20 protein-coding genes are annotated in these 25290 nt (G+C 61.9%); 9 read left to right on the forward strand and 11 right to left on the reverse strand.

The annotated features are described in order from the left end of the window. Window positions 1-82 precede the first annotated feature (82 nt). Window positions 83-1279, reverse strand: a complete 1197-nt coding sequence (locus tag FBY31_RS01200; protein ID WP_142035896.1) for a hypothetical protein — start codon at window positions 1277-1279, stop codon at window positions 83-85. A 67-nt stretch (window positions 1280-1346) separates the two neighbouring features. Then, complete coding sequence (locus tag FBY31_RS01205; protein ID WP_142035899.1) at window positions 1347-2378, reverse strand: alpha/beta hydrolase fold domain-containing protein; 1032 nt, start codon at window positions 2376-2378, stop codon at window positions 1347-1349. A gap of 889 nt (window positions 2379-3267) precedes the next feature. On the opposite strand from FBY31_RS01205, the gene uidA reads away from it, so the two are divergent. Together uidA and FBY31_RS01220 are read left to right on the forward strand one after the other, a co-directional pair. Further along, complete coding sequence (uidA, locus tag FBY31_RS01215) at window positions 3268-5088, forward strand: beta-glucuronidase (RefSeq protein WP_142035902.1); 1821 nt, start codon at window positions 3268-3270, stop codon at window positions 5086-5088. A 300-nt stretch (window positions 5089-5388) separates the two neighbouring features. After that, the gene (locus FBY31_RS01220; RefSeq protein WP_142035905.1) at window positions 5389-6396 is read left to right on the forward strand and encodes a LacI family DNA-binding transcriptional regulator; all 1008 of its coding nucleotides are present in this window, start codon (window positions 5389-5391) and stop codon (window positions 6394-6396) included. Window positions 6397-7028: 632 nt separating this feature from the next. Here the strand turns inward: FBY31_RS01220 and FBY31_RS01225 are convergent. From FBY31_RS01225 to FBY31_RS01240, 4 genes are all read right to left on the reverse strand, one after another. Then, a complete protein-coding gene (locus FBY31_RS01225; protein WP_142035908.1) occupies window positions 7029-8240 on the reverse strand; it encodes a family 1 glycosylhydrolase in 1212 nt (403 codons plus the stop codon). A 65-nt stretch (window positions 8241-8305) separates the two neighbouring features. Then, window positions 8306-8542 (reverse strand): hypothetical protein, encoded by a 237-nt coding sequence (locus FBY31_RS01230; RefSeq protein ID WP_142035911.1) that lies wholly within the window; start codon window positions 8540-8542, stop codon window positions 8306-8308. 27 nt (window positions 8543-8569) lie between these two features. Continuing rightward, complete coding sequence (locus FBY31_RS01235) at window positions 8570-11044, reverse strand: glycoside hydrolase family 2 TIM barrel-domain containing protein (protein WP_142035914.1); 2475 nt, start codon at window positions 11042-11044, stop codon at window positions 8570-8572. Window positions 11045-11207: 163 nt separating this feature from the next. Continuing rightward, window positions 11208-12560 (reverse strand): MFS transporter, encoded by a 1353-nt coding sequence (locus FBY31_RS01240; protein ID WP_200833282.1) that lies wholly within the window; start codon window positions 12558-12560, stop codon window positions 11208-11210. Window positions 12561-12863: 303 nt separating this feature from the next. Here FBY31_RS01240 and FBY31_RS01245 point away from each other — a divergent pair, with 303 nt between their 5' ends. Genes FBY31_RS01245 through FBY31_RS23710 form a run of 3 tightly spaced genes read left to right on the forward strand, consistent with a single transcriptional unit; the run spans window position 12864 to window position 14137 of the window. Next, a complete protein-coding gene (locus tag FBY31_RS01245) occupies window positions 12864-13451 on the forward strand; it encodes a TetR/AcrR family transcriptional regulator (RefSeq protein ID WP_160142412.1) in 588 nt (195 codons plus the stop codon). 23 nt (window positions 13452-13474) lie between these two features. Next, window positions 13475-13636 (forward strand): hypothetical protein, encoded by a 162-nt coding sequence (locus tag FBY31_RS22730; protein ID WP_160142413.1) that lies wholly within the window; start codon window positions 13475-13477, stop codon window positions 13634-13636. 54 nt (window positions 13637-13690) lie between these two features. Next, on the forward strand, window positions 13691-14137 hold the full coding sequence (locus FBY31_RS23710; protein WP_200833283.1) for a LacI family DNA-binding transcriptional regulator: 447 nt from the start codon (window positions 13691-13693) through the stop codon (window positions 14135-14137). 135 nt (window positions 14138-14272) lie between these two features. On the opposite strand, the gene FBY31_RS01255 is transcribed toward FBY31_RS23710, so the two are convergent. The 4 genes from FBY31_RS01255 to FBY31_RS01270 are packed head-to-tail and all read right to left on the reverse strand — an operon-like array spanning window position 14273 to window position 17952. Beyond that, window positions 14273-15187 (reverse strand): SMP-30/gluconolactonase/LRE family protein, encoded by a 915-nt coding sequence (locus tag FBY31_RS01255; protein ID WP_142035920.1) that lies wholly within the window; start codon window positions 15185-15187, stop codon window positions 14273-14275. Window positions 15188-15244: 57 nt separating this feature from the next. Continuing rightward, complete coding sequence (locus FBY31_RS01260; protein WP_142035923.1) at window positions 15245-16261, reverse strand: zinc-dependent alcohol dehydrogenase; 1017 nt, start codon at window positions 16259-16261, stop codon at window positions 15245-15247. A 1-nt stretch (window position 16262) separates the two neighbouring features. Continuing rightward, a complete protein-coding gene (locus FBY31_RS01265; protein WP_142035926.1) occupies window positions 16263-17120 on the reverse strand; it encodes a fumarylacetoacetate hydrolase family protein in 858 nt (285 codons plus the stop codon). A 13-nt stretch (window positions 17121-17133) separates the two neighbouring features. Continuing rightward, entirely contained in the window at window positions 17134-17952 is an 819-nt protein-coding gene (locus FBY31_RS01270; RefSeq protein ID WP_142035929.1) for an IclR family transcriptional regulator, read from the reverse strand. A 280-nt stretch (window positions 17953-18232) separates the two neighbouring features. Between FBY31_RS01270 and FBY31_RS01275 the strand changes: the two genes are divergently transcribed. The 3 genes from FBY31_RS01275 to FBY31_RS01285 are packed head-to-tail and all read left to right on the forward strand — an operon-like array spanning window position 18233 to window position 23521. Further along, the gene (locus FBY31_RS01275) at window positions 18233-19960 is read left to right on the forward strand and encodes an IlvD/Edd family dehydratase (RefSeq protein WP_142035931.1); all 1728 of its coding nucleotides are present in this window, start codon (window positions 18233-18235) and stop codon (window positions 19958-19960) included. After that, window positions 19947-22847: an FAD-binding and (Fe-S)-binding domain-containing protein gene (locus FBY31_RS01280; RefSeq protein ID WP_442858156.1), complete on the forward strand. Its 2901-nt coding sequence runs from the start codon at window positions 19947-19949 to the stop codon at window positions 22845-22847. The genes FBY31_RS01275 and FBY31_RS01280 overlap by 14 nt, the downstream gene beginning before the upstream one ends. Further along, entirely contained in the window at window positions 22844-23521 is a 678-nt protein-coding gene (locus FBY31_RS01285) for an SDR family NAD(P)-dependent oxidoreductase (protein WP_142035934.1), read from the forward strand. The genes FBY31_RS01280 and FBY31_RS01285 overlap by 4 nt, the downstream gene beginning before the upstream one ends. A gap of 468 nt (window positions 23522-23989) precedes the next feature. Here FBY31_RS01285 and FBY31_RS23715 read toward each other — a convergent pair whose 3' ends face one another. Next, entirely contained in the window at window positions 23990-24190 is a 201-nt protein-coding gene (locus tag FBY31_RS23715; RefSeq protein WP_142044947.1) for an IclR family transcriptional regulator domain-containing protein, read from the reverse strand. Window positions 24191-24232: 42 nt separating this feature from the next. On the opposite strand from FBY31_RS23715, the gene FBY31_RS23720 reads away from it, so the two are divergent. After that, on the forward strand, window positions 24233-24526 hold the full coding sequence (locus FBY31_RS23720) for an alpha/beta hydrolase fold domain-containing protein (protein ID WP_142035936.1): 294 nt from the start codon (window positions 24233-24235) through the stop codon (window positions 24524-24526). Window positions 24527-25290: the final 764 nt, after the last annotated feature.

Genomic DNA, 25290 nt, shown 5'->3' on the forward strand with positions numbered 1-25290 from the left:
CCATCAGCCCCATACTGAAGGCCCGGAAGGCCAAGTAGCTCCGGGCAGGGCAGCCCGGCCGCCGCGAAACCGCTTCTAAAGGTTATCCAGCGGCACGGAATCGCTGGACGGCAGAAGCGGCGGCATCCAAGCGGAGCGTGGATGCCAGTCCCAGATGATAGATGTGCAGTTCGCTGCTGCCGGCCCCAATGAGAGCGTTCCAATCCCGCCCCAAAGCACTGGCGTCGGATGTCTTTGGCGGCAGAACCAGCACATAGGAGCCCACCCGCGCCTCGGGCGCGGCCGCCTGCAAGGCTTCTACCGTTGCGGAGCCCTGCGCGGTTTCACCCCAACAGGGAACGACGGCGGTCACGTCGTCCCCTGAGGACCACAACCTGCTCCGTCTTAGTGCTTCAATGGAGACGAACGGGCCAGTGGACCAGGGATCTGGTGAAGCATGCAGCGAAATTCTGGGACGGGATCCGGAATCGGTTATGGAGTCGAGGCAGGCATCCAGGAGGGCCGCGGTGGCCTCCCATCTGACGTCCAGCAGCGGCTGGAACTTGGCGGCGTCGGGGGCGGTTGCGGGGGTTGTGTCCGGATCATCCTCCTGCCGGACAGCATCCCGGACCTGCGCCCGGACGGCCTCTACGTCCAACCCCCGCATAGAATAGGCGCGCCGGCAGGCGTTGCAGAAGCACAGGGAGAGGAGCGCTTGCATCCAGGGTGAGTACCCAGCACCTTCGGTTTTTTCGTGCTGGTTCTGGTGGGCGAATCCCAGTGGGCCTACCGCCTCGAGGACCAGTCCGTCCGGCCGGCCATGGGCTAGGACCTCTCCTACCAGCTTCGCCGCGTACTCGCGGACCTTTGGCTGGGACGGGCATAAGGCGTAGCGGTAGATTTCGGCAAAGGCATTCTGCACGCACAGTTCCCGATGCTGGCCTCCCACGGCACTCGAATGAGTTAGGACCATCCAAGCATCCACGGGAAGCCCGGCACCGCGCATCACCTCGGCGGCTTCCGAAAAGGAGTCATGGTGGCCGGTCCAGGCAGCGGCATCGCCGGGGCGGAGGACACTGCCGTCCCATGCGCTGGTGACCGGCACATAGAGCGCGGCGGAATCCGCATCCACCACCCGGCGCTCCGGATGCCGCGGAGTGGCGGCCCGCACCGAATGATAAGCAGAGGCCAGCGCCACGCGGTGGATGCCGGTGTCCCTGACCCAGGAAGCGGCAGCAGGGTCGCCGAGCACATCCCAGGGGTAGAGGTACCCCGTGACCAGCGGCGTTGGCTGCGTCATCACCGGGGAAGGTCCACCGTGAAGTCCGGCACGAAGCGCTGCATGTAGCCGGGGTCGTCGCGGGCCGTCATTTCGCTCCTTCCAAGTTGTTTGTCTTTGCTTTGGACCATTGGTGAATGATGAACCGGCGGACTTCGGCCGTTCGTTCGTGGTCCTCCGGTGCCATGCCCATGAACATGAAGTGTGGTGCGGCCTCCCACACATGCAGGTCAGCTTCAATGCCGGCTTCACGAAGCTTGCGATGGATCCTGACGGTATCTGAGAGAAGGAAGTCCCGCGTTCCGGCGGTGAGAATGGTGGGCGGGAAGCCTTTGGAGTAGTCGCCGAATATTGGGGACAGATAAGGGTCGGTGCGGTCGTGGTCTCCGGCGATGAGGCTAAGGATGTCGTTAAGGAACTCGCGGTCGTAGCCGACGTCGATATGGGCGTTGGTCTGCATTGTGTCTCCGGACCAAGTGAAATCCGCTACCGGGCTGTTTGCCACAGCTGCGGCCGGCAGCGGCAGCCCCTCGTCCCGAGCCCGCAAGATCGTCGCCAAGGTCACATTGGCCCCTGCGGACATACCGCCGATGATGATCTCCTCCGGATTGTGGTCCTTGAGCAGGTACCTGTACACCGTGAGGCAGTCATCCACGTTTGCCGGGAACGGGTGGTAGGGAGGCATCCGGAAGTCAACCACCCAGGTACGCACACCAAGGCCGCCGGCAACCATCCGGGCACCTGCCCGGGCGAGTTCTCCTCCACCATGAATTCCGGACCCGTGAATGAACATATATACGTTGCGGTCTTCAGGGTCCAGACCCTCCGGTGTCGCAACGTACACCGGAACACCCTCTGCGTCGATGAGTTCCACGCTGGCCGGCACACCCGAGTCCGCGGTGCCATAAATGCTGGACAGGAGAGGACCCGTGGTCCCGGCCACTTGATCCGCGGCGTCGATGGCTGCCTGGATCGTTGCCTTATCATCGGCCAATGTCCACGTCGCTCCCGAAGGAACAGGGGTCCCCAACACCGTCTGAGCTTCAACACTTGGCGTAGAAGGTACCGGGATGTCCCGTGCCGGTACCTGCAAAGGTGGATGCGCGGTGGTGTTCGTCATTTTCTCAATCCTTCGTGGGAGGGGAGGGAACGTCTATGGAGGGAGACTCCGCATATCGGCTCATAAGTCGGAGTGATCCAGTGGTGTCAGTCATTCACGCCGGGCTGGAGGTCCGGCCGGGGCTGCGACATCGGCGCACAACGCTGCTCTCAAAGTGTTGGGACCGGCTTTCGCTTCGGTGCGACATTAGCACGTGATACTTCGTAGCGAAACCCCTTTTCAACGCACTGCTGCTCCCATGGCCGGAAGCAGCTACACCTGTGGGCGCCGGTACGGTCAGATACTCGGTGCACGAGAGGGATAGCGGCAGAATCGCGGCCGCGCCAGGGTCCTCCCGACGCTTTTCGGTTGAACTGCCGCGGGCCCGAAGATCTATTTGACTGACTAGATGGGCAGAATTGCGGCGACCCCAGCGAGGCTTCCCGCTTCAATGCAGTGGTCCCTAGCCCCGCGTCACCGGAATCTCAGCTAATTTGGCTCGCAGCTGGCCACAGAACAGCCCCGGACCGCTTATGGAGGCAGCCAGTCCCCACACCGGCAGCGCCCGGTCAGCTCGCCGCTTCGATCACCTTCTTGCTTAGCGACGACGTGACTACGCCCGGGGTGGCGCTGATCCTGGGTTGGCGGTCTCCCTGGGGATCACCGTTTCGCAGGCGAGGAGGGTCGTCATGGAATCGAACACCGCGGGCCGGACCAACTTCGACCCCCCCGTAGGGTTCGATTTTTTACCGCTCTCTGTACGCGCCGCACGGCCCGGGGAAGCAGCCTTCCAGGCCAATTAGGGGTCAACAGGGCAAGTAGCGCCTCTGGTATCACGTGATAAGCTCCTCACATGGCTATCACGTGATACCTGTCACACATTGATTTTCCAACAATCCGAAGGATGCCCGTGCTTAAACCCTTGAACTCGAAAACTCGCGAGCTGGTCTCGCTTGATGGCATGTGGGCGTTTGCCCTCGACGATGGCAAGATAATAGACCCGTGGAGGAATTCACTCCCGAAAGGCCTCGAGGCGCCTGTGCCAGCCAGCTATAACGATCTTTTCCTGGATTCCTCGATCAGAGATCATGTCGGGTGGGTGTGGTACCAGCGCGATGTACATGTTCCGCGCGGCTGGGGTAACGACAGAGTTTTCGTCCGCTTGGATGCAGCGACACATCACGGCCTCGTGTACGTTGGCGAACACTTGGTCGCAGACCACGAGGGCGGGTACCTGCCTTTCGAAGCAGACATCACAGACTTGGTGGAGGCCGGCAGTACGTTTCGCCTCACCGTTGGTGTCGACAACCGACTGACCAACACGACAATACCGCCGGGTGAGATCACGAAGATGGAAGTCACCCTGCCTGGCCAACTCACGATAGTGAAGGAGGAACGCGAAGTTCAAACGGTTTTTCACGACTTCTATAACTATGCCGGGCTTGCCCGTTCCGTATGGCTCTATAGTGCACCGGCGACTCGCGTCGAGGACGTGACTGTGACCACCGACCTTGAAGGTACGGACGGCGTCGTCAACTACACGGTGCGCACGACCGAGCCGGCGGAGGTCGTGGTTTGCCTTCGCGACGAGGACGGCGCCGTCGTCGCGGAAGGGCGCGGTGCGCAGGGCCGGCTCGTCGTCGCCGACGCATCTCTTTGGCAGCCCGGCGCCGCCTATCTATACGAGTTCGAGGTGCAGTTGCGGGATGGTGAGCGGCTCGTCGATGACTACCGTCTGCAGGTCGGCATCCGAACTGTCGAGGTTCGCGGCACCGAATTTCTCATCAACAATCTACCGTTCTACTTCACGGGCTTCGGCAAACACGAGGACACCCCAATCCGCGGAAAGGGCCATGACCCGGCCTACCTCGTCCATGACTTCGAATTGATGAAGTGGATGGGGGCGAACTCCTTCCGAACATCCCACTACCCTTACGCTGAAGAGGTGCTGGACTATGCCGATCGCCACGGCATAGTGGTGATTGGCGAAACGGCAGCCGTCGGCTTGAACCTCGGCCTGGGAGTGGGCCTTGGCGGCCGCCGGACAGACCCGAGCTTCTCTGAGGCGTACGCGAACGACGAGACACGCGCCGCTCATGCCCAGCACCTGCGCGATCTGATCGAGCGGGACAAGAATCACCCCAGCGTCGTCATGTGGAGTATCGCCAATGAGCCCGCTTCACAGGAAGAAGGATCGCGCGCGTACTTCGAGCCTCTCACCACCCTTACGCGCGAATTGGACCCCACACGTCCGATCACATTCTCCCAATCGGGGTACAGCTGCGAGGGCGACAAGATCGTGGACCTCTTCGACGTCATTTCCCTGAACCGGTATTGGGGCTGGTACATTCTCACCGGCGATTTGAAAACTGGCGAGAAGATTCTCGAGAACGAGCTTCGAGGCTGGGCAGCGAAGTACGGCAAGCCCATTATCATGTCCGAATACGGCGCCGACACCGTCGCTGGCGTGCACTCGGTGCACGGCGCGCCCTGGTCCGAAGAGTTCCAGGTGGATTTTCTGGACATGCATCACCGAGTGTTTGATCGCATCCCGGAGTTCATCGGCGAACACGTGTGGAACTTCGCCGACTTCGCCGCCGGATATGCGGTGCTGCGCGTAGACGGAAACAAGAAGGGCGTATTCACTCGTGACCGGAAGCCGAAAGCCGCTGTAAAGACGCTGCGCGGACGCTGGGCGGATTTGAACGGCAGTAAGCCGACCGGCCTGTGAGAAATGTCGGGGACACCGTCTGGCCGTGAGTCGCCTCCGGCAAGTTAGTAGTCGGCGATTGAGCCCTGCCCGAGAACACCGGCTGACTTGGCTTTTTTCGAGAAATGGGACTGGCTGCGGACAATCTCCTACGGCCAGGCTCAGCCTTGCAGCAATGTTGAAAACCGCCCCCTTTCGTCAGGCCGCTCGCCTCGTGCTCGGATTGTGAAAGAGAGTTGCACATTGACAGCGCTCTTGGATTCTGTCTGTTATCACGTGATAGTGTCGATCTGAACGACTGACTTGGTGGAGGAAAACAGGATGAGCGTTCCTGATCGAGCGCGACCTGTGACTGCCGCTGATGTGGCTCGCCGTGCGGGGGTTTCCCGCGCCACGGTGAGCCACATCCTCAACGGGCGTGACGCACGGTTCACGGACGACACTAAGGCGCGGGTCCTCGCGGTTTCCGCCGAACTGGATTATCGCCCATCTCCTGCCGGACGGAACCTCGTAACTGGTCGGGGCGATACCGTCGTGGTCGTTGTTCCGACCCTCCTACTGGGCATCAACCTTCCCGACGCGTTCGAGGCGATCATCGAGTCGCTCGGGTCTCGTGCAAACGTCGTGTTGCGCTTCGCCGACGCCGACCCGGAGTCCACGCTTGCTGCGCTGCTGAAATTGCGACCGCTCGCTGTCGTAGACTTCGGGTCGCTGCCGACGTCGCAGCGGGACCGGCTAGCAGCACAAGGTATCCCGTGCGTGCCCGACTATCGTCGCCCGTTACGAAATCGGGGCGAAGAGATGCAGGACGCCATCGCGGGCGCCCAGGTATCGGAGTTACTTAAGCGCGGCCCGAGACGCATCGTGTACGCTGGCCTGTCCGGTCGCCGGATGGACCCCTTCGAGCCGGGGCGCCTGGCCGGAGTCGAGCACGCCTGCGCAGCAGCCGGGTTACCGGCACCCCTGCGCATCGAGATAGAACCGAAAGCAGCCGCGCAACGTCGGGGGATCGAGCATCTGCCCGACGGACCCGTCGGCATCGCCGCGTATAACGACACCGTCGCCATCGCCCTTCTCACCGCTGCACGCTCAGCCGGCATCGACATCCCCAATCAGCTCACTATCGTTGGCATGGACGCCATCGACGTCGGGCAACTCATCTCTCCCCGGCTGACGTCCGTCGCGGTCGACATGCGCGCGATCGTCCGAGATGCCACGCGCCAAATGTCCTCGCAACTTGGTGACATCCTCGGCGTCGAAGATGACATCGAGAGCTATGAGCCCACGGAACAATCGCTCGTCAAGATCATCTCCGGCGAGACCACCTGATTGAGCGTGATCGTCACGGGTCTTTCGGCTCACGAAGCTGACGTTGGAAGGGAATTCCGGCCGGCTACCGTCACGGTCTGTGAGAGCTCCCCGACGACGACGGCCCTGATACTCGGCAGAGGACCCTGGCGCTGTGTCGGCAGCGAGGTGTACAGGGAGCTCTGTTAGTCCCTTTGCGATCGCAGGGAAACCGAACGCAGCATGGGATAGTCGCCCTCGGCGGGGGTACTCCACCCCGGCGTGGAGGTCAGCCGCGGCCACCGGCATAGATTTGAAGATCGGTGGTAGCCCAAAACGGCGGTGTAGGTCTATCCAGCGGCGCCGACGGTCCACAAGTACCGTGCGCCCACCGTGTACAGGCGCCCCTCCCAGTATTTGAAGGTGAATCTCGGCGCGACATTGAGTCCGGCACCAGCGCTGTTTCCACCGTTTTGACGGCTACGGATTTGCGGAACAGGGCACAGGCGAGTGTGACGGGGTGAATGCCTTGGACGATCTGCGCGCCACTGCCGCGCGTGGGATCCCACTTGCTGATGCAGCCCTCCTTCGGGAACGGCATTGAAGAAGGTCGCGCGCAGGTCTCGCGGCTCGCAGATCGTCCTGGTCTGAATCTCATCTACAACGTGGGGCTGTCATGCCGGCACCGTCAGAATGGCCCCGTTGCTTTGGGCAACTTTCCCCAGCCACGCGAGGCTGGGTTTGGGGTAACGGGTGAAGGTTTCGCGGTCGACGGCGATCAGGCCGAATGTAGGCTCCCAGTGGCCCCACTCGAAGTTGTCCAGTGCGCTCCAATGCAGGTAGCCGCGTACGTCGATTCCGTCGGCGACGGCCTCCAGTAGTCCGTGCAGGGCGCCGGTGGTGTAATCGATACGTCGCTCGTCGTCGGCTGTGGCGATGCCGTTCTCCGTCACCAGGGCTGGAACGCCGCTAACCTCCACCGCGTGACGGATAGCGATGCCCAGCGCGTCGGGGCGGTAGGCGGCTCCTGTGAGGGTGTTTTCGGGGCTTGGCGGTGCGGGGACCATACCGGTCGCGTCGATCTCCTGAGTCGAGTAGGCCTGCACACCGATAAAGTCATCACCACGAGCGCCCTCCAGGTACAGGTCTTCCCGTGCGTAACGCTCGGATTCGAGATATTCGGCGTTTTCAGGCTTCGCCCACAGGGCAAGGTTCGCTGTTGTCCAACCGACGTTGGCGCTGGTCCTTTCCTTCAATACTGCCCTCGCTGCATGGTGCGCTTCGACGAGTCGCCGACCAACCTCGAGGGTCGGTTTAGGGATCACGATTCCTTCGCCGGGTTGCACCGTGGGGGTGACGAACCCAGGCACAGCATCCGGGTTGATGGTACCTGCCATGAGGACCATCAGCGCGAGCATGTTCGGTTCGTTGATGGTGCAGATCCATTCGACGCCGTCGAGGATCTCGGTGACCCGGGTGACGTAGGCCGTGAACCGGTCAATGGCGGTCTCGCCGAGCCAGCCGCCCTCTTCGACGAACCAGCGTGGGCTCGTGAAATGGTGCAACGTGACGACCGGTGTGAGCCCGAGGCCGATGGCGGTGTCGATCATCCTGCGGTAGTGGGCGAGCTCGGCGCGGGAAAACTCGCCGGGAAGCGGCTCCACGCGAGCCCACTCTATACCGAACCGGTACGCCGTGAGTCCGGCGTCAGCGAGCAGCCGCATGTCTTCCTCGTACCGATGATAGCTGTCGACTGCATCGCCGCTGGGCCCCATGTGCGGCATTAACTGCTCGTACAACCACCAGTCACTGTTCACGTTGTTGCCCTCGATCTGGTGCGGTGCCCCGGCGGCTCCCCAGAGGAATGTGTTCGGCAGCATTGTCATTTTTGGTCCTTTTCTGGTTGGAATGTTCTTGGGTGTCTATTGCAGGCAGGAAGAGGGCGGGCCAGCTATTTATGCCGCTGGCGGATTAGTCCAAAAGGTACCTCCGGATGCGCTCTGACCACGTAGCTGCCGATACCGACCCGGGTGACCATGATCCCCAAACTGTGATTGGTCGCGGCTTCGGATACCACTTCGATGGCCTCTGCCAAGGCAATTTCCAGCTCTGATGGATCCGATATCAGTACTTCCACCATCCCGGGCGCAGCCGTGGTGCCTTCCGGATGATTCAGTAGGTCAGCCATTTCCCATCACATCCTTAGAGCGTGCTTTCACGACACCAGTTGGCGCGTGCTTGGCACTTCAGGGCCGGTCCGGGGTGCAACAGCTGCGGCGTTGACGATCACGGGCTCGAGTTCTTCGGCCGTGATGGTCGCGGTGATGGATCCGGGGCCGCAGGGGCGGATGATGGCCAAGGCGCGTCCGTTAAAGGTGGTGCAACTTGGTCCATCGAAGCGTTCCTCAGTGTCGGGCCGGCCGCTGCCCAGGCCTTGCAGTAGCGCTGCCCCGTCGACTTGCACTGTGACAACACGGTCGCTGGTCGGGGTGATTGTGCCCGCTTGGTCCTGAAGCGCAATGGCGATGTAGATCAGATCGCTGTCATCGGCGTTGATCTCGGTCCTGTCAGGTACGGCCGACAGGATGGCGACATCGCCGGCAGTCCGCAGGGCAGTTCGTGCCTGCTCCTCGCCGCCGGAGTATGCGACGGCGACGAGTTCGCCTGGAGAGTAGTGCAGGTCGAAGAGGGCCATGTAGGAGTTCTCACGTCCAGCCGGGAGCCGGCCAACGGAGTCGCCGTTCAGGATGAGTTCGATTTCGTCCGCACCGCTGTAGACCTCGACCTTGATGGGCGTTTCAGGGGAGACAGGCCATGTCCAGCTGGAGATGGAGTCGCTCCAGGCCCATTGGCCCTGGAGGGCGGGGCGGCCATAGTTTTCAGGACGGTGGACGGCGATGTAAGGCTTCTGGCGAAGGCCGAACACTGTTTCGCGGTAGTAGGAGATTGGTCGCCGGTTACCTGTAATGTCCAGGTCGCCGGTCCATGCCGTGAACCAGGGGTATGGGGCTTCGAACGTCGGGTTGCCTTGATCGACATACTGGATGCGCCCGGCACCGGCCTCGCCGAGGTAGTCCCAGCCTGTCCAGGTGAAGTCGCCCAGGACGTGCGGGTTTTGTTCGACCAGCTTCCAGTTTGAGCCGATGTGCGGCGGGAAAGTCTCGGTTCCGACAATCACTCGATTCGGGAAGAGCTCCCGGTCCAACACGTAGCGACTGTCGCCGTAGTTCATTCCTGCGACGTCGAGCACGGAGAAGGACTCCTCGGTTTTCGCCGTAACCAGCGGCGAGGCACTGATCTGGTTCATCAGGTCACCGGCATTCATGGCATCGTTCACGCCCCCCGTCTGGGTATCTGAGGAGCGCTGCTTCATCATGGCAGTCACATCGGGCAGCACCGAGACAAACCCGTTGATACCGTTCGTAACGTACCGGGTGCCGTCGAGGGCGCGTACCTTCTCGGCAAGTCTCCGGCCCCATTCCGAGCCCAGGGGCGTCCCCGTCTCGGGAATCTCGTTCCCGATCGAGTAGAAAATGACACTTGGGTGGTTGAAGTTCTTGGCGACCATCGCCTGGACGTCGCGCTCCCACCATTCGGGGAAGGAAAGGGAATAGTCGAACGAGGCCTTCCCATCGGCCCACATATCAAAGGTCTCGTCCATGACCAGCATGCCCACCCGGTCACAGGCCTCAAGCATTGGCTGACTGATCGGATTGTGGGCGCTGCGGATGGCGTTGAATCCTGCGGCTTTGAGCAGCTCGATCCGGCGTTCTTCAGCGCGGCCGATTACAGCGGCTCCGAGGAGGCCGTTGTCCGCGTGGATGCAGGCTCCGCGTAGTTTGACGGTGCTGCCGTTTATGCGGAGCCCGTGCATGGGATCGAGTTTTAGGGAACGGATGCCAAAGTCCACGTCCCGTTCATCAAAGAGGTCGGTCACGTCGCGGACGCTTACAACAGCAGTGTAGAGATTGGGCTCATCCACACTCCATAACGCGGGCTCCAGCACGTAAAGGCGGTGCCTGGTGGTTGCGGATGCTCCGGGTGACAGGGTGACGGGAGCGCTGCCACGGGCGACCACTGTGCCCTTAGCGTCCCGGATTTCCGAGTCGGTGGTGACGGTTTCGGTTGTGAGGCTGTCGTTGGTGACGGTCACAGCAACCTCAACCACGGCGCGTTCGGCGTCAACGTCCGGCGTGGTGATAGCGACTCCATTGGTTTCCAAATGGATGAGCTGGGTAACGAGGAGAAAGGTGTCGCGGGTTATGCCGGCGCCGGTGTACCACCGTGAATCTTCGTGTGACCGGGCGTCCACGCGAATGGTGTTGGTCTCCCCATACTTCAGGAACGGGCCCAGATTGACGGTAAATGTGGAGTAGCCGAAAGGACGCTGCGCGGCGAAGGCTCCATTCACGAAGACCATGGCGTCGCGATGCACCCCTTGGAACTCGACCGAAACACGCTGCTGACGGTACTCCTGGGGCACGTCAAAGCTCTTGGTGTACTCAAAGACCCCTCCCGGACTGAAGCCCGTGCGTGACCCTTCGGTACAATCAGCAGACCTCGGGAGCGTGCGGATCGCGTCATGCGGCAAGGTCACGGCCGTCCCCTCGGACCCGCCGCCCTGCAGCTGGCCGTAAATGCTTGTCTTGGGACGGACAATCCATCCTTGATTGAACGATGAGCGTGTCAATTGCTTACCTTGTCGTTTGGATTCACAGGAGGTGCTTCGTCGGAAATTCCAGCTCACATTCCGGGTCCCTTGACGCTGCGGCCCTGGGCTACGTTTTCAGAGTGGCGGTTGGCTTCTGGATGTGGGGGAGTCCGCCCTCGGCGCCGACTCCGTCACAGCCGTGTCAACGCACGGCCTTCACTTTGAGTATGGCGATGCCGCCGAAGATCGTCAGGATGGCCGCCGCCACATAGACCATGGTGTAGTTCTTGTCTCCGCCTGCCACCGCGCCGATGCTGATAAGCCCAGCGCCAACAATTGGTGCAATGGCATGTGGAATGTTGGTGGAGAACGCGACGATGCTCATGAATCGGCCAGCCTCGGTGTCTCGCTCCGGAAGGACGTCGAGGATGAGCGCCTGGTCGACGGCGGAAAATACTCCGATGGCGATGTTGCACGTGACCGAACCAACCAGAAGGATCGGCAGGTCGGGGCCAAGGATTGTCGTGATCGCTCCGATCGCGTACAGCACACCCGATCCCAGAACGAACGCCTTGCGGCGACGGATCTTGTCCGACAGGAAGCCGCCGAAGAATACGCCAGCGACCGTGGCAGGAATGCCGAGACCGCCGACAATTGCCGCTGTGCCGCCGATCTCATGGACCGGAATGCCTAGGCGCTGCGCGAAAAAGAATGCGGTGAAGCTGGTGGCAAGTGTGAGTCCGAAGTTGAACAAGAACCTGCCGAGGAAGTTCCACGAGAAGTCCGGGTACTTCTTGGGACTGTAGACATACTTCCCCAGTACCACCTTGGGGGTGAGCCGGGTGTCGAAAGTGAGCGCCCGGCTGTCCTGGTCCTTGTAGAAGACGGCGAAGATCAACACGCCGACGAGCCCGATGGCTCCCGGGAGGAGGAAGAGCAGGAAAGGCTGGGTTGCGACCAGGCCCCCGATAAGGGCTCCAGCCACCGGCGCGACCATGCCCGCAAAACCAGTAATTGCCCCCACTTTGCCACGCTGCGATGCCGGCAGACGGTCGGCTTGGATGATCCCGAAGTTCGAGACCACCAGCGACCACCCGATGTGAGCAATGATCCAACCAAGCCCGAGCAGAGGAATATTCGGCGCCGAAGCCATGACTGCGAGTCCGACGAAACCGATTACCGATCCGGCGATCAACCACGGGCGACGGCGTCCCAGCCGGGACCGGGTCCGGTCACTGAGCTGTCCACCGAGCGGACCGACAAGAAGGGCAGCAAACGAGCCAAGACCAAGAACTAACCCCAAGTACTCTTCATTTTCAGGCGCGAGGGCTTTCACCTGGATGGCCAGCGAAATGGCGACGGGCGTCACGAACGCTACATAAGAGGCGAAAAAACCCACCCCCAGCATGGTGATGAATCCCTTGCTCACCTTGGCTTTGTCGTCGCCCCCCGGTGCAGCCTTTGCAGGAATGTGTTCCCTCTCCTCGACCGCAACAGCGCCGGTCAGAGGAAGAGCTCCTGCCGGGCTCGTGACTTCATCGATCGAATCCCTCATAACGGACTCCCTTGTCATTGGTGCTGGTGGTTGAAGTTAGTTGGAGCTGAATCTGGCGGTGGTTGGTGTAAACCCATGGCGGCGGTGGCGCCGTATTCCCGCCTTCGCCAGCTACGCCCTCGCTCGTCCTACCGGGCCCTCTAACCCCGCCTTTGAGAATTTTCGTAGGGGTCGCGGGCCGCGCGCCTTGCATTTTTTGTGTGCATAGGCAGAGTCGGAAGCCGGTCTAGTGGGCACTAGATTGGTGTCTAGTGATTAGTAGATTATAATAGCTAGATTGATTCGTCCAGTAGGGGAGTGAGATTGACCACGTCGCCAGAAGTTGAGAAAAGGGTGCAGAAGCGTTTGGCGCCTGACGTACGGCGCCGGCAGATTGTCACCGAAGCTACACGCCTGATCTCCGTTTCAGGCTTTAATGCGGTATCCCTAACGGACATCGCTGAGGCGTGCGGCATTCGAGGCCCCTCGGTCCTTCACTACTTTCCCTCGATGGTTGACTTATTGGCTGCCGTTCTTGCTTTCCGGGATGAGGTCGACGCCGCCGATCCACCCGCAAGAGAATCCCTCTCGACACCGGAAGGAGTGCGCGCATTCTTGCGCTCGTCGGCATCCCGTAACCTCGATCGCTTGCAACTGGTTCGCCTGTATGTGGTGCTCGCAGCCGAAGCGGTCGATCCTGAGCACCCCGCGCATCAGTACTTTGTAGACCGAGAGCGAAGCACATTGGTTGCCTTTGAGAATCTACTGGAATGGAAGCGCCACCCCTCGCTCGCGGCCCGCGAACTGATGGCGTTCTGGAATGGCCTCGAGCACCAATGGATCCTGACCCCGTCAACCGACTTTTTGGCAGTGTGGGACAACTTTGCGGATCGGTTCTTCGTCAGAGACTGACCGGCCAGAGCAGCCATGGGTGCATGGTGTCTGAGAGACATCTGAGCGAGCAGGCCCTGCTGGAGCTGAAGTACGGCTCGGCAGTAGCAATCGCGGGAGGGGCAGTGGTCCGGGCCCGGCAGGGGACTGGTGAAGGCTACGGCATGTGCAGCCGGCTTACCACGTGGGAAGATTCCAGGCTGTGAACCAAACCCCCGCTGAGTCCCCGCAACCCGCCCGCGGCTCCCACGATCTATGACGTGGCGCGGCTCGCTGGTGTCTCGCACCAAGCGGTCTCACGGTACATGGCGGACAGTTCGAGGCTGAAGGCGGCGACCTCCGAAAAGGTGGAGCGGGCCATGGCAGACCTGAAGTACCCGCCCAACCTCACGGCCCTGTGCAGCGAGGAACAGGTCAACGTACCCGCCCCTGGCCCTGATGCCGTGGGCGGTGTCCGTCCCGGATGTTCAACGGGGCGGACACCGCCCGTGTGGCCGGTCACAAGCTCGACGTCGTGGCCCTTGAAGGAACGGGGCCGGAACGGATGGCGAGGGATCCAGGACCTTGAGTGGGCTCTAGCCGCTCCTCATCAGCAATGCCCTGGGCCTCGGCTTGGCCGAGTTCTACGCTACGGCGCTGAAGGACGCGAGTCCCACGCAGCTTACCCAAGCCAATGCGCACTGGCTCTACGAAACAACCACCATTGAGGGTGTCCCTTGAAAGTCGCGGGACAATTATGGTTCGTTTCGTCGTGTGGGCGTGGCCACCCGTGCTGGTTAGGACCTCACGATGTTCCGCAGGTGTCGGGCCTGCGGGATAGGAATGCCTAGACAGTGCGGAAGTCAGGATCCTGCGGCGGGAGCAAGATCCCACGAGGGGGTGCGTGTCGAGCCGGCCCAGCGTGGTGTGGGGAGGCCTTTCGTGCCGGGGCGGGCGAGATGCAGGAAGCCTGATCCGTCGCGCTCGGGGTGGTTGATTCCTGTTGTTGCGGTCGTGATGGCGAGAACGTCCAGGTTTTCGCCGATGAACGCTGCAGAGGTTGTGTGTGGTGCCTGAAGTTTCACCACCTGCAGGACTGTTCCGTCGATGGCGTATTGGCGCACCCGGCCTGCACCCCATTCAGCGACCCAGAGGTTCCCCTCCGTGTCGACTGTCAGCCCATCGGGGGTGGCGTTGAATCTATCGAGGACTGTTTTCCAGTCCTCGTCGGTGTCAAATGCGCCTGGCCCGTAACTGTGGGCGCTCACGGTGCCTGCGAGGCTGTCGACATGGTAGATCGTTGCGCCGTCGGGCGAGAACCCCACGCCGTTGGAGAGCGTCAGCCCGGTGCGGAGGACTTCGGTGTTTCCCCCGGGGTTGATCCTCAGGAGCCGCTCGCGTTGGCCCGGGTTGTTCAGCGCCAGGGAACCGAGGATGAACCGGCCCTGCGGGTCAACGGATCCGTCGTTCCACCGCACGTCGGTGAGGTCCCCCATGAGGTCAGGGCCATAGGAGATGTCCCCCTCAGGCGAGATGGTCACCAGTCCGCGGCTGCCGGCGGCGAGCACGCCGCCGTCTTCGGCGAGGCCGACGGCCCCGACGAATCCCTCCAGGGTCACGGTGGAAGTGATGACTACTTCGTCTGCTGTGAGTTGGCCGCGGTTGATCTTGCCATTGAGGATGTCGACCCACACCACCTCGTTCGTTCGATCATCCCAAATCACCCCTTCGCCGAGGGTGTCCCTGATGGCCGTGGCCGGTTGGGCGTTGATGATCATATTGTTTTCTCCTTTGAGTTTTAGGCAGGGTTTTGCGCAGCCGACAAGGGCCGTGGGTTAGACAAGTCGCGGGTCCACGTGCAGCTTGGGGCCCTGCCCTGATCCTGGCGGCCGGGGTCCCGCAAAAGCCTCTGCCAGGCCTTCCAAAGCAATTGTGGCGTGCACGAGCGGACGCGGGTCGACGGAGCCGTCCGCGTAGCTTGCGATGGTTCCGGCCAGCCCTGCAGAGGCCCCCAGGATCCCGACAGCTGTCACATCTTTCAGCGCGAGGGCGCGGGTGTCAATGAGGCTGGGGCTCCCGGAGAGGCCGACGTATACCACCCGCTTGGCCGGTTCTACCAGTTGCACAGCCGCCGCGGGCAGACCGGGGGCATTAGACGCGTCAATGACTGCGTCGAACGGTAATGGTGGAAGATCTTCTTCCGTCCAGGCGCCCGCAAATCCGAAAGTCCGGGCAAATTCGAGGGACGATGCTGACCGGCCCAAGAGATGGACTTCGGCTTTGGCGGCCTGGGCAAACAGCCCAACGAGCAAACCGATGGTGCCCGGGCCAAGAACAAGCACGCGGTCACCGGGCTGCAGGTTGGCTGCTTCAACGGCGCGCAGCGCGTTTCCGCCGGGCTCCACGAGAGCCCCTGCTGTGTCGCCCACACTGTCGGGGAGTATGTGCAGCGATGATTCAGGAACGGCGAGTTGTTCTGCCAGCGCCCCGGGCCAACCGTTCCGGACGCCGATCTCATACCGGAATTCGCAAACGTGGTGCCGGCCGGTGAGGCAGCGCCGGCAGGTGCCGCAGCCCAGCATGGTATCCCCTGTGGTGCGTTTACCCACCAGCGACTCGTCGACTCCGTCGCCTACGGACGCAATCACGCCGCACCACTCGTGGCCGAGCCGGATCGGGTATTGGGCAAACCCGTCCTTCAGATATGCCATCTCGCCGCTGAAGAATTCCTGATCGGTGCCGCAGACGCCGACGCGGTGGATATTGACAACCACCTGGCCGGGTCCGGCGGTGGGGGATTCGACGTCACGGACTTCGGACTTGCCCGGGCCGGTGACAACGAAGGCCCGCATGTCAGCGGGGTCCCAGAACGTGCTGACTCTGGGAGCCCAGCTTCGAGATGCCCAGGTCCATGCGGTCCCCCGGCTGCAGCCAGACCTGCGGAGTGAGGCCCATGCCAACGCCCGGGGGGGTACCCGTATTAATAAGATCGCCGGGTTCGAGCACCATGAATTGGCTTAGGTGATGGACGATGAAATAGGGATCGAAGATCATCGTCGATGTTGAGCCGTTTTGCCGACGGATTCCGTTGACGTCCAGCCACATCTGCAGGTCCAGGACGTCCTCGATTTCGTCGGTTGTGGCGAGCCAGGGACCGCAAGGGTTGAAGGTTTCAGCCGACTTGCCTTTCGCCCACTGGCCTCCGCGCTCCATTTGGAAGGCCCGTTCGCTGACGTCGTTGACCAGAACATAGCCGGCGATTGCGTCCTTGGCCTGTTCCACGGAGTCGAGGTAGCTTGTACGTTTGCCGATGACGATGCCCAGTTCCACCTCCCAGTCAGGTTTGGTGGAACCGCGAGGGATGCGTACGTCATCATTTGGACCGATGAGGGTGTTCGGTGACTTCGTGAACAGGATGGGCTCCGTGGGTACAGCCTGTCCCGTTTCGGCTGCATGATCGCTGTAGTTCAGGCCTATGCACAGGATCTGGTGCGGACGGGCAATCGGCGCACCAATTCGTTCACCATTGAAGGCGCCGGTCGCGCCTGCGGCCGCCCGATTGGCCACGGTTTTCGAGAGCTTCCTCCAGTCCTGGCCAAAAAAAGTTTCATCAAAATCGTTGACGACGTCCGAGACGTCCACGTAGTGGGTGTCGCTGATGCGGACGACAGGTTTTTCCTTGCCGGGCGCGCCGATTCGCATGAGGTACATGGTGGATCTCCTATTAGTTGGAAGGGAAAAGTTGGGGGCAGGCTATGTGCGGCCGCGTGTGTCGGCCTTGGGGATGGCCATATGGCCGGCCACTGGCGGCTTGGATGCTGCCGACAGCATCCCCGAGTTGCCTCAACGGCGTGCGGTGGGCGAGTGTGCTGAGGCTGATGGCGCAGCTGGGGTGCGCGGGGGAGGAGAAGAAAACCGGAACCGCAATGCAATTGATGCCGGCTTCGTTCTCCTGGTCGTCCACCGCAAAGCCCTGCTCCCTGATCTCATTGAACGCCGCATGAAGTTCCTGCGCGCTCGTGATTGTGTTCTGCGTGGCTGCGATCAGTGGAACACTGCCGATCCATTGCTTGATGGATTCGACATCGGGCAATGCGAATGCAAGCAACAGTTTTGCGCCCCCCGTGGCGTGTGCGGGGTTACGTCTGCCGACAACAGACGTTAACTTCATTGGGCCAGTCGCCCGATCGACCTTTGAGCGGTCCACCGCGTCCCGGCCCTCGAGGTGGCTATAGTGCGCGGTCTCCCCGAAACGGTCGCTGAGGTGTTGCCGAATCGGCTGCGCCCGCAAATGCTCGGGCCTCGCCTCGTGGAAGGTGAATGCAATACGCAGGAAGCCATCACGCAGAAGGTAGCTGCCGTAACCATCCTGGGAGACCAGTCCCCGCCGCCGAAGCGTTGCCGATGCCCGATGAACTGTGGGCTTAGCCGCGCCGATCACCCGGGACAAACCATCCAAGCTGATGCCATTCGGATGCTTGCCCAGTTGATTGAGCGAGGCCAATACGCGGTCTGATCCGACGATCCGCCGCTCATTGTCCATCTCGAACCTCCGTAGCCAGGAAGCCTCAGCGGCTCCTCGGATTCAAAATATTGGGCTGGGAATCCTCCGCATGTTCGAAAGGTGCGCCCCGAGAACTTGCACTTTGGCAGCTTCGGAACTGTGTCGCCTTCTGACTGGACGGATGCGTGTAACCCCTGTAACCTACAACACACTAGATCATATCTAGTGACCACTAGACAAGTCCCGACCCCGTCTTTCTGCCGCAAAGATGTACGGCGGACCTGCCCGCATATTTCGTACTAAAACAACAATTCAGAGAATGGAACCAGTCATGGGCGAGCTGCGCAGCTCCCAGTGGTACGCCGGTAATGACCGCAACAGCTACATACACCGCGCATGGATGCGTCGCGGTGTTCCGGAGGATTCTTTTGAGGGCAAGCCGCAAATTGCCATTGCGAACACTGCCTCGGATCTGACTCCTTGTAATTCCCATCTGGACGAAGTCGCCGAACACGTCAAGCAAGGTATCTGGGAAGCGGGCGGGGTTCCTTTGAACCTTCCCGTGGTTTCCCTGGGGGAGACACAGGTTCGGCCCACCGCAATGCTTTGGCGCAACATGGCTGCGATGGCCACGGAGGAGATGCTGCGGGCGAATCCTATTGATGGGGTGGTACTCCTGGGCGGCTGTGACAAGACCATACCGGCACTGCTGATGGCCGCATCCTCGGTCGATATTCCCGCGGTGGTTGTGCCCGGGGGGCCGATGGCAACAGGAACTTTCCGCGGCCAGCCTCTGGGTTGCGGCACTGATGTCTGGCGCCTGAGCGAAGAGGTTCGTGGCGGCGAGATTTCCAACCGGGAGTTCCTGAAGTCCGAATCATCCATGATCAGGAGCCGGGGTCACTGCAACACCATGGGTACGGCATCCACGATGGCGTTGGTCGCCGAGGCGCTGGGAATGGTCCTTCCAGGGCTTGCCGGCACACCCGCCGTGGACAGCAACCTGCTCGCCGGCGCGCACGAGACCGGCAGGCTCATCGTGGAGATGGTCGCCGAAAGCCGGACACCAAGCGCGCTTCTGACCAGGGAATCGTTCCTGAACTCCATTGTTGCCCTGGCAGCAATCGGAGGATCGACAAATGCTGTGGTCCATCTCCTGGCGATCGCCGGTCGGCTCGGGATTGACCTGACCATCGATGACTTCGACCGCGTTGGTGCTGGTGTTCCCCTGCTGGTGAACCTGCAGCCCTCGGGGAAATTCCTGATGGATGACCTTCACCGCGCCGGAGGTTTCTTGCCTGTCCTGCGCGAAGTCAAAGACCTGCTGGACCCTTCCGCGCTGACCGTGACAGGCAAACCCCTTGTGGACTACCTTGACGACGCCCGCATCTGGGACGAAGAGGTCATTCACCGCCGCGATGATCCGTTGCAGCCCGAAGCCGGGATTGCCATCCTTCGGGGGAACCTCGCCCCAGGCGGTGCCGTGATCAAACCTGCCGCGGCTTCGCCCCATCTGCTGAGGCACCGTGGAGCCGCCGTCGTTTTTGACAGCATCGAAGACATGCACGCCCGTATTGATGATCCTGCTTTGGATGTGGACGAGAATTCGGTGCTGGTGCTGCGCGGTTGCGGCCCCAAGGGCTACCCGGGCATGCCCGAGGTATCGAACATGCCCTTACCGAAGAAGCTCCTTGAACAGGGCGTGCGGGACATGGTGCGGATCTGTGACGGCCGGATGAGCGGAACCGCATACGGCACGGTGGTCCTGCACGTGACCCCCGAGGCCGCGGCGGGGGGACCGCTGGGCGTCGTTGAAACCGGAGACTTCATTAGCCTCGACGTCGAGGAAAGAACCCTCGAACTTGAGATTGGCCCGGAAGAACTGGCGGCCCGCCTTCCCAACGCAGCCACAGTCGAGGGTTATGCCAACCCGCAGCGAGGCTGGGAGCGGCTCTACGTGGACCACGTCCTTCAGGCGGATACCGGCGTGGACCTGGACTTCCTGATCGGATCTTCCGGACCGGAGGTTTCCCGTGAGTCACACTGATGCCCTGACGCGGCCCGGTTTGCCCGAGCCAGGCCAGGTGCTCCTTGATGAACTTGAACGCGCCGCCCCGGGAAAGGTACGGGCCCGTGCAACCGACCGGCTGGCAAATGCACACGACGCTTCCCACTACCTCCTGACCCCTCGCGCCGTGGTCCTCCCGGAGAACGCGGAGCAGGTGGCTGCCCTCATGCGGGGCTCGGTCCGCCACGGCGTTGCCCTTACCTTCCGCTCCGGCGCCACCAGCCTCAGCGGCCAGACCTCCTCAGATGGTGTCCTAGTCGACACGCGCCGAAACTTCCGCTCCGTTGAGGTCCTGGACGAGGGAGCACGGGTCCGCAGCCAGCCCGGAGCCACCGTACGGCAAGTCAACGTCCGCCTCGCCCGCCACAAACGCAAGCTGGGACCGGATCCCGCCAGCGAGGTTGCCTGCACGATCGGCGGCGTGGTTGCCAATAATTCCAGCGGAATGGCGTGCGGCACGGAGGCCAACACCTACCGCACCATCGACTCAGCCGTGATTATCCTGCCCAGCGGAACCATCATCGACACGGCCGCCCCTGACGCGGACGAGTCGCTCAGGAGGCTGGAACCGGAACTGCACGCCGGCCTTATCCGCCTGCGCGACCAGCTCCGGAACAATGCTTCCCACGCCGCGCGGATCCGGCAGCTGTTCGCGATCAAGAACACCATGGGCTACGGACTGAACTCGTTTTTGGACTATGGGCGGCCCGTGGACATCCTCCTGCACCTGGTCATCGGGAGCGAGGGCACTCTGGCATTCCTGGCCGAAGTCACCTTCAACACAGTCCCGGTGAAACCACACACAGCAACCGACCTCCTCTTCTTTCCAAGCCTGTCAGCTGCCACCGCAGCCCTGCCCGCACTTGTCGCGGCCGGCTTCGCCACCATCGAACTGCTCGATGCGACGTCCCTGGGCGTTGCCCAGCGCGACGCGGAAGCGGACGATGTGCTCCGGGCCATCAAGATCGAGGGGCACGCGGCCTTGCTTGTGGAGTTTCAGGAGCCGGATCCGGTTGCGCTGGCGGGCCGCGTCAGTGCCAGTGCCGAGGTCCTGGCTGCACTTCCCCTGGTCCGGCCGGCACAACTGTCCTCGGACCCCGCCCGCCGGGCATCACTGTGGCATATCCGTAAAGGCCTCTACGCAACGGTGGCCGGAAACCGGCCCAGCGGCACCACCGCGCTGTTGGAGGATATCGCCGTCCCTGTCGCGAACCTCCTTCCCACCTGCGAGGGACTGGTCGAACTCTTTGAGCATTACGGCTACGAAGACAGCGTCATTTTCGGGCACGCCAAGGATGGCAACATTCATTTCCTGCTCAACGAACGCCTCGAATCCTCAGGAGGCGAATCAACCCTCGAACGCTATGCCGCCTTCACCGAAGACATGGTGTCTCTCGTCCTGTCCAACAACGGCACTCTCAAAGCCGAACATGGAACCGGGCGCATCATGGCCCCGTTCGTCCGCCGCCAGTACGGCGACGCCCTTTACGGGGTCATGCGCGAAATCAAGCGGCTATGCGACCCGCAGGGCGTACTGAACCCGGGCATCGTGCTTAACGACGATCCTGAGTTCCACCTTGCTCACCTCAAGACCGCCCCGACGGTCGAGAAGGAAGTCGACCGCTGCGTCGAGTGCGGATACTGCGAGCCCGCCTGCCCCAGCAAGGACATCACGCTCACCCCGCGCCAGCGGATTGTCCTCAGGCGTGAAATCGCCCGCGCTGAGGAGAACGGCAACACCGCGCTGAAGAGGGAACTCGAAAGGGAATACAGCTACGACGGTCTGGACACCTGCGCGGCCGACGGCATGTGCCAGACCGCCTGCCCGGTTCTGATTGACACAGGAGAGCTTGTCAAACGCCTGCGGGCCGAAGGACGCGGCCGCGTCGAACAAGCCGGATGGAAGGCGGCAGCCAACAATTGGGGCGCGGCGGCGCAGGTAGGAGGACTTGCACTCTCCGGCGTCAAGTTCCTCCCCTCTGCGCTGGTGACCGGCGCCTCCGAAGCCGCCCGGGCAGTGCTCGGCAGCGAAACGGTGCCGCGCTGGGACAAGGACCTGCCCGGAGGAGGCGCCCGGCGTCGGCCCCTGCACGTCCAGGAACCGAAGGCCGTATATCTGGCCGCCTGCATCAGCACCATGTTCGGCCCGGCCGCTCAGGGGCCCGGCGTCTCGAGTGCCTTCCTGGATCTGTGCGCACGGGCTGACGTAACCGTCACCATCCCTGAGGGGATAGGAAATATGTGTTGCGGCACCCCTTGGAAATCAAAAGGAATGACAGACGGCTACGCTCTCATGCGCCAGAAGGTCCAGTCCGCGGTCTGGGAAGCAAGTGGCCAGGGTGCGTTGCCGGTGGTTTGCGATGCTTCTTCCTGCACAGAGGGCCTGGAGAGCCTGCTTGAAGTCATCGGAGAAGACAAGCGCCTACGCATCGTTGACGCCGTGGCATTTGTTGACGAACAGGTGCTTCCCTTCCTGCCACAGGGCAAACGCATCGGCAGCCTCGCCCTACACCCAACATGCTCATCAACACGAATGGGCATCAACGCCGCCCTCAGCAGAGTTGCTGCCGCAGTGGCTGAAGAAGTCGTCATCCCCGACAACTGGGGATGCTGCGCCTTCGCCGGCGACCGCGGCATGCTCCACCCGGAGCTCACGGCGTCGGCGACCGCTGCTGAAGCGGCAGCAGTCGCTGAACGCGATTTCGATGCCTACGCATCAGTAAACCGAACCTGTGAGCTGGGCATGACCCGGGCCACAGGGCATGAATACCAGCACGTACTCGAACTGCTGGCGGCAGTGACCTCACCCACCAACCAGACCCCGGCCCTTCCGGAGCGTCCCGAGACATTGGACATCATTACATGAACCGCAAAGCAGTCATCACCGGAGGCATCAGCGGCCTCGGTGCAGCATCCGCCGCCCGCCTTACCCAGGATGGCGTCGAGGTCATCACGATCGACGTCTGCGACGGTGCAGACATCGTGCTCGATATCTCCGACGCCGAAGCCGTACGCCAGGCCGCAGAAGATGTCGGCCCCATCGACATCCTCATCAACAGTGCCGGCATCGTCGGCCCGAACAAGCCGTTCTGGGAAGTCAGCGATGAGGAATGGAAACGGACCTTCGCCGTCAACGTCGACGGTACCTTCAACCTCTGCCGCGCCTTTGCCCCGGCCATGGCCGACTCCGGATGGGGACGCATCGTGAACTTCGCCAGCATGGCCGGAAAGGACGGGAACCCGAACATGGCCGCCTACTCCGCCACCAAGGCCGCCGTCATCGGACTGACCAAGACCATGGGCAAGGATCTGGCCAAGCGAGGAGTGCTGGTCAACGCCATCGCACCCGCCGTTGTTTCAACCCCCATGAACGCCTCCACGGATCCGGCCGTACTTGCACACATCACCAGCCTCATCCCAATGAACCGGGTGGGCCGCCCCGAGGAGGTAGCCGAGCTCGTAGCCTGGCTCGCATCGGACAAATGCAGCTTCTCCACCGGAGCCGTTTACGACATTTCCGGCGGCCGCGCCACCTACTGACCCCAGCCTTTAAGGCAATCGCCGGGAACCAATTCATCGCTAAAGGATTTCGGAGTGAGCGACAAGAGATACCGCACCGAGGACTGAAATCAACTCTTAGGCTTTCACGCCGACCTGCATTACGACGGCAGGATAGCGCGCACGGGAACCGTGATCGACGCTTCCCCCGATTCCAGGGCAATCTGGCTGGCGGCTAACGGCTGCTGGGACCGGACGCTTATCCACAGGGCAGAAGATTACAAAATCTGGATAGATGAAGAACACCTGACGAAGCGGGAGACAAGACTCAAGACAAATCGGATCCTGGCGTGAGCCTAAAAAATGTCCGTTAGCGGACCTGACCTCCACCGGCCTGCGGGTTGGTCGGGCTACTGCGACCTGATGGCCACTCGCGGCGGAACACAACTGCTCCTTAGGCAGCCCAGCCCACCTGGCCGTGTAGTCCTTCCGGAATTCATTTGGGAAGGACTACACGGCCTGAATATTCGGGACCTCGGTTATCAAGCGGTCCAGGGGTAAACGGAATGCCAAAGCGCTGACGCTGGCGGCGCCGATTACGGGCATGGCTTGGTCCATCCGCATTGGTACCGCAACGCAATTTACTGCGAGTTCGCTCTCCTGATTATCGACACCATAGCCACGTGCGATGTCTCCTGGAGTTCTTTCCAGAGCTGGGAGACGGTGGTGCTTGAATGCGGGGTACGGGGCGGGATGATTACGGACGCACCCTTCATCTCACTCGACCACAACAACCTCAACGACTTCCCGCCCTCGCTGGTTATCCTGTCCGAATACGATGACCTACGCCCCTCAGGGGAAGCTTATGCAGAGCAGGCTAAAGGTGACGGCGCCCGGTTGGAGACCTACCTGGCCAAGGGAATGCTTCACGGGCACCTGAACCGGACACAAGTAGTCCCGGAAGTTAGTTCATCGCTCAACCGGATGGCTGGGTTCATCACCTCCCGAGGATGCATGGGGGATTGCAGGGCTCGGGCGACGTCCTAAAGCCGTCCCTTGCTGGGCGGGCAAATCAAATACCAACGAATTCAACGGGTCCGCTCTCATTTACGCTGGGTCACCCCGGGCCGCTATTAGGCCTGGTCGACGAATTAGCCCGGCTCGAAATCATGGGCGGAGGTCGATGCGCGGCAGTCGCATCACTCACCGGCCCCCGCCTCGAGCCCGGATGGCTGCCGTCGGTCCGCTGACCCGATAGAACTGCTGCTCGCGTCCGTCCCAATGCTGACCGGTCCCATTCGACGGCTGACCGGCCCGGACACCCACCTGCGCGTGGGCAATAGTCCTCCCGGAAGCCCCGGTCTGCTCGGAGAACTTAACGGCCGGCACCTTTCCAAAAAAGTCGCTGGCGGCTTACCGGCCCAGCCGTTGGAGTGCAGGCTACCGATGGAATCGTTCGCCCACGACGGTCAGGACAGCCCTTCCGCGGCACTCAAACAGACAATTCCGGACCTCGACAATGGAGAGCTTTTGTCAGCTTGCGCACTGCCAGCTTCGGCCGGCTGCTGGTATGGCATCAGCAGCCGGCCGGAGAAGGAGCGGTTCTAACCTGAAGCGAAGACTCGCCACTGAGCACGGAGAAGCAGAAATGCAGACCTGAGTCCCAGAGAAATACAGATGTTTTCTAGATCATTCGCCCGTTTTGCCCGAGGCGCCTGCCGCGTCGGGCGTCCCCGAGAACGTCACGGGCGAGCGTGGCCCTCATTTGACCACCAGTCCCTGTTGAGATTGGTTCCCTCGACCTGGTGGGG

The organism is Arthrobacter sp. SLBN-100, assembly GCF_006715305.1.
Classification (GTDB): domain Bacteria; phylum Actinomycetota; class Actinomycetes; order Actinomycetales; family Micrococcaceae; genus Arthrobacter.

Excerpts from the sequence above, each read along its gene's own strand:
- FBY31_RS01285 (WP_142035934.1), top strand. The coding sequence starts at position 22,844 with ATGAACCGCAAAGCAGTCATCACCGGAGGCATCAGCGGCCTCGGTGCA.
- FBY31_RS01230 (WP_142035911.1), bottom strand. The coding sequence starts at position 8,542 with ATGGCTGACCTACTGAATCATCCGGAAGGCACCACGGCTGCGCCCGGG.
- FBY31_RS01200 (WP_142035896.1), bottom strand. The coding sequence starts at position 1,279 with ATGACGCAGCCAACGCCGCTGGTCACGGGGTACCTCTACCCCTGGGAT.
- FBY31_RS01270 (WP_142035929.1), bottom strand. The coding sequence starts at position 17,952 with ATGGACAATGAGCGGCGGATCGTCGGATCAGACCGCGTATTGGCCTCG.
- FBY31_RS01205 (WP_142035899.1), bottom strand. The coding sequence starts at position 2,378 with ATGACGAACACCACCGCGCATCCACCTTTGCAGGTACCGGCACGGGAC.
- FBY31_RS23720 (WP_142035936.1), top strand. The coding sequence starts at position 24,233 with ATGATTACGGACGCACCCTTCATCTCACTCGACCACAACAACCTCAAC.
- FBY31_RS01225 (WP_142035908.1), bottom strand. The coding sequence starts at position 8,240 with ATGACAATGCTGCCGAACACATTCCTCTGGGGAGCCGCCGGGGCACCG.
- FBY31_RS01220 (WP_142035905.1), top strand. The coding sequence starts at position 5,389 with ATGAGCGTTCCTGATCGAGCGCGACCTGTGACTGCCGCTGATGTGGCT.
- FBY31_RS01260 (WP_142035923.1), bottom strand. The coding sequence starts at position 16,261 with ATGCGGGCCTTCGTTGTCACCGGCCCGGGCAAGTCCGAAGTCCGTGAC.
- FBY31_RS01255 (WP_142035920.1), bottom strand. The coding sequence starts at position 15,187 with ATGATCATCAACGCCCAACCGGCCACGGCCATCAGGGACACCCTCGGC.
- FBY31_RS01265 (WP_142035926.1), bottom strand. The coding sequence starts at position 17,120 with ATGTACCTCATGCGAATCGGCGCGCCCGGCAAGGAAAAACCTGTCGTC.
- FBY31_RS01240 (WP_200833282.1), bottom strand. The coding sequence starts at position 12,560 with ATGAGGGATTCGATCGATGAAGTCACGAGCCCGGCAGGAGCTCTTCCT.
- FBY31_RS22730 (WP_160142413.1), top strand. The coding sequence starts at position 13,475 with ATGGTGTCTGAGAGACATCTGAGCGAGCAGGCCCTGCTGGAGCTGAAG.
- FBY31_RS01275 (WP_142035931.1), top strand. The coding sequence starts at position 18,233 with ATGGAACCAGTCATGGGCGAGCTGCGCAGCTCCCAGTGGTACGCCGGT.